3 protein-coding genes are annotated in these 4,376 nt (G+C 70.2%); all 3 read left to right on the top strand.

The annotated features are described in order from the left end of the window. The first annotated feature begins 846 nt into the window (after window positions 1-846). Complete coding sequence (locus GTW43_RS13110; RefSeq protein WP_161301840.1) at window positions 847-2,073, top strand: branched-chain amino acid ABC transporter substrate-binding protein; 1,227 nt, start codon at window positions 847-849, stop codon at window positions 2,071-2,073. A gap of 116 nt (window positions 2,074-2,189) precedes the next feature. Continuing rightward, window positions 2,190-3,119 carry a branched-chain amino acid ABC transporter permease gene (locus GTW43_RS13115; protein WP_161301454.1) on the top strand — a complete coding sequence of 310 codons (930 nt, stop codon included), beginning with the start codon at window positions 2,190-2,192 and terminating at the stop codon, window positions 3,117-3,119. A 5-nt stretch (window positions 3,120-3,124) separates the two neighbouring features. Then, a partial coding sequence (locus GTW43_RS13120; protein WP_161301841.1) for a branched-chain amino acid ABC transporter permease occupies window positions 3,125-4,376 on the top strand: 1,252 nt, incomplete at its 3' end.

Consider the following 4,376-nt stretch of genomic DNA (forward strand, 5'->3'; position numbering starts at 1 on the left):
GCACCGGACGGCACCGGCCGCCGTCGCGGCCCGCACCCCCGCCCGCACCGGCGCCCCCGACCCGACCGGCGGGCGGACCCGGGCCGCGCACCGGCCGCCGGACCCACGCCCGTCCCGTGTCAGCCCCCTGCCGGGCCGCACATGATCACGCGTCAGGTCACGTCGGGTACACACCAGTTGGACACCGTCGCCCCGACGGCACCACCCGTCACCGCCCTCTCGGCCGCCCCGCGCACCCGTACCGGACACCACCGCACCCGCACGCCCCCGCGCGCACACTCCGCCTCCTTGCTGGTCAACCGGCGCAGGCGGCGGCCGCACGCCCCCTCGACGGCGGACACCACCCGGCGCGCACCCGCCGGCCGGACACCGCACCGACGACGACGGGGCCGCTCCGGAGCGGCCCGGCGGACACCCACCGCCTCACGCGTTCGTCACACACAGTTATCATCGCGGCAACACGGATCTGTCCCGAACAACCCCCGTTCGCACCCCCGCACGGGACTCCCGCCGCACCCGCCTTCACACCCGCTGCACACCGACCAAGATCACCCCAAGTCCCGCCGGAGAACTGCGCGTTCTCGACATGCGAACACCGCACACCGCACCTGTGCCGTCCGTCTGCGCCCCATACGTCCACACTGCGCCCACCCGTACCCACCCCGGCATAACAAGAGCATCACAGCCTCATCCGCACCCACGCTCCACTCCCCACCTGCGCTTATAGTCACGGCCAGTCACCGCGCCGCCGGGCGCGTCATCTGCACGGCCCTGTACCAACCCGTACGGCCCGGCGAGACACACGGCCTCCGACACCGGAAGGCCGCGCCAGGGAGAGGAATGATCGTGCGACACCGTTCTTTGCTCATACTCACGTCCGTGCTCACGACCGGAGCACTCACGCTCACCGCCTGCGGTTCGCGCGACGACGACAAGAAGGGCTCCTCCGGCGACACCACCCAGGTGGTCATCGGAGTCGACGCCCCGCTCAGCGGCGACCTGTCCGCCATCGGCATCGGCATCAAGAACTCCGTCGACCTGGCCGCGAAGACCGCCAACAAGAACAAGGAAGTTCCCGGCGTCACCTTCAAGATCGAGCCGCTGGACGACGTCGCCAACCCCTCCACCGGTGGCCAGAACGCGACCAAGCTCGTCGGCGACGACAAGGTCCTCGGCGTGGTCGGCCCGCTGAACTCCAGCGTCGCCCAGTCGATGCAGAAGACGTTCAACTCCGCGAACCTGCTGGAGATCTCCCCGGCCAACACCGCCCCCGAGCTCACCCAGGGCGCCAAGTACGCGACGAAGAAGGAACGGCAGTTCAAGTCGTACTTCCGCACCGCGACCACCGACGCGCTGCAGGGCCCCTACGCCGCCCAGTACGCGTACAAGACCCTGAAGCTCAAGACGGTCTACTCGGTCGACGACAAGAAGACCTACGGCGCCGGCCTCGCCCGCACGTTCCGCGAGGAGTTCACCAAGCTCGGCGGCAAGGTGGTCGCCACCGACCACATCAACCCCGACGACCGTGACTTCGGCGCCATCGCGACGAAGATCAAGAACTCCAAGGCCGACTTCGTCTACTACGGCGGCGAGTACCCGGCCGGCGCCCCGCTCTCCAAGCAGATCAAGGACGCCGGAGCCAAGATCCCGGTCGTCGGCGGCGACGCCCTGCAGAGCGCCGACTACGTCAAGCTCGCCGGCAAGAACGCCGAAGGCGACTTCGCCACCTCGGTCGGCGCCCCGCCCGAGAAGCTCGACACCGCCAAGAAGTTCATCTCCGCCTACAACGCCGGCGGCTACAAGGAGCCGTACGAGACCTACGGCGCCCTCTCCTACGACGCCGCCTGGGCCATCATCCAGGCCGTCAAGACCGTCGTGAACGACAACGACGGCAAGCTGCCCAGCGACGCCCGCGCCAAGATCACCGAAGCCGCCCAGAAGGTCTCCTTCAACGGCGTCACCGGCCAGGTCTCGTTCGACGAGTTCGGCGACACCACCAACCGCACCCTCACCGTCTACCAGGTCAAGGACGGCAAGCACGTCCCGGTCAAGACCGGCGAGCTGGAGGACTGACCCCCGGGGAACCCCGCGGACACCCTCCGCGGGGCCCCACCGCACCAGCCCACGGCGCCGGGGGGCCAACAGCCCCCCGCGCCCTCGCACTTGACGACAACCTCGGAGGCCCAGCGGTGCACGATCTGCCGCAGCAGCTGGTCAACGGCCTGATACTCGGAGCTCTGTACGGCCTCATAGCCGTCGGCTACACCATGGTCTACGGCATCATCCAGCTCATCAACTTCGCCCACGGCGAGATCTACATGATCGGCGGCTTCGGCGCCCTCACCATGTGGCTCTGGCTCCCCGGCGGCACGTCCCTCGCGCTCGCGCTGCCCCTCATGCTCCTCATGGGCATCGCCTGCTCCGTCCTCGTCGCCGTCGGCGCCGAACGGTTCGCCTACCGCCCCCTCAGAAGCGCCCCACGACTGGCCCCGCTCATCACCGCGATCGGCCTGTCCATCGCGCTCCAGCAGGCCGTCTGGGCCTTCTACCCCGACGCCAAGGCGGACCGCACCTTCCCGCAGTTCTCCGGCGGACCCATCGACCTCGGGGCCTTCACCCTCCAGCGCGGCGACCTCTTCCTCATCATCGCCGCCCCCGTGTGCATGGCGTTCCTCGCCTACTTCGTCGCGAAGACCCGCACCGGACGCGCCATGCAGGCCACCTCCCAGGACCCGGACACCGCCCAGCTCATGGGCATCAACACCGACCGGATCGTCGTCACCGCCTTCGCCATCGGCGGCGCCTTCGCCGCCGTCGCCGCCATGGCCTACGGCCTCAAGTACGGCCAGGTCGGCTTCAAGATGGGCTTCATCGCCGGCCTCAAGGCCTTCACCGCGGCCGTCCTCGGCGGCATCGGCAACATCTACGGCGCCATGATCGGCGGCCTCGCCCTCGGCCTCGCCGAAGCCCTCGCCACCGCCTACATCCAGGACATCCCCGGCATGGAACTCCTCGGCGGCGGAGCCTGGAAGGACGTCTGGGCCTTCGCACTCCTCATCCTCGTGCTCCTGCTGCGCCCCCAGGGCCTGCTCGGCGAGCGCGTCGCGGACAGGGCGTGATCACCATGACCGACACCACGACCACCGCCCCGCCCCGCGCCGTCCTCCCGCTGCCCGCAGCGGCGGCCCGCTACGGCACCGCCGTCGGCGCCGTCGCCACCCTGGCCAGCACCTTCCTGGCCTGGACCTGGACCGCCGAGTTCCCCGGCGACCTCACCGTCACCGGCTACCCCGGCGGCCTCCAGGTCCTCACGCTCACCGGCGCCCTGCTCACCCTGCTCCTCGCCCTGTCCGCCCTCGGCATCCGCGGACTGCGCTGGCTCACGCCCGGCGGCACCACCGCCCCGGTCCTGCTCCTCGCGCTCGGCACCTTCGGCACGACCGGCTACACCCTCGGCGCCATCAGCTACCGGCTCGGCGGCGTCGTCAACCTCGAACCCGGAGCCTGGGTCGCCGGCATCGCCTCGCTGCTCACCGTCCTGTGCGCCCTCGGCATCCCCGCCGACCAGGACGACGAGACCACCGCCACCGGCGCCTGGGCCCGGCTGCGCAGCTCCCTGCGCGCACCCGCCGCCCGCCCCGCCACGATCAGCCTGCCCTCCTGGGCCGAGATCCTCCTGATCGCCGTCGCCTTCGGCCTCGCCCTGTACGTCTTCACGTACGGCATCGACACCGAATACGTCGAACTCTTCACCGGCTACCTGATCCTGGTCGTCCTCGGCGGCATCGCCCTGACCAAGACCGGACTGCCCTCCCGGCTCACCGCGCTCACCGCCAAGCACCGCACCATCGCGCTGACCGCGGCCTTCGTCGCCGCCGCCGCGTTCCCCTTCACCCAGACCAACGACACGTACACCAACGTCGCCGCGAACATCCTCGTCTTCGCGACCGTCGCCCTCGGTCTCAACGTCGTCGTCGGCCTCGCCGGACTCCTCGACCTCGGCTACGTCGCCTTCCTCGGCGTCGGCGCCTACGCCGCGGCCCTCGTCTCCGGCTCCCCGGACTCCACCATCGGCGTCCACTTCCCCTTCTGGGCCGCCGTCCTCACCGGCGCCGCCGCCTCGCTCGTCTTCGGCATCGTCATCGGCGCCCCGACCCTGCGACTGCGCGGCGACTACCTCGCCATCGTCACCCTCGGCTTCGGTGAGATCTTCCGCATCACCATGAACAACCTGGACGGCGACTCCGGCCCCGACGTCACCAACGGACCCAACGGCATCCCGAACATCCCGGACCTCAAGATCTTCGGGTTCGACCTCGGCGAGACCCACACCGTCCTCGGCGTCGACCTCGGCCGCTTCGCCAACTACTACCTCA

This window comes from Streptomyces sp. SID5785, from assembly GCF_009870065.1.
Classification (GTDB): domain Bacteria; phylum Actinomycetota; class Actinomycetes; order Streptomycetales; family Streptomycetaceae; genus Streptomyces.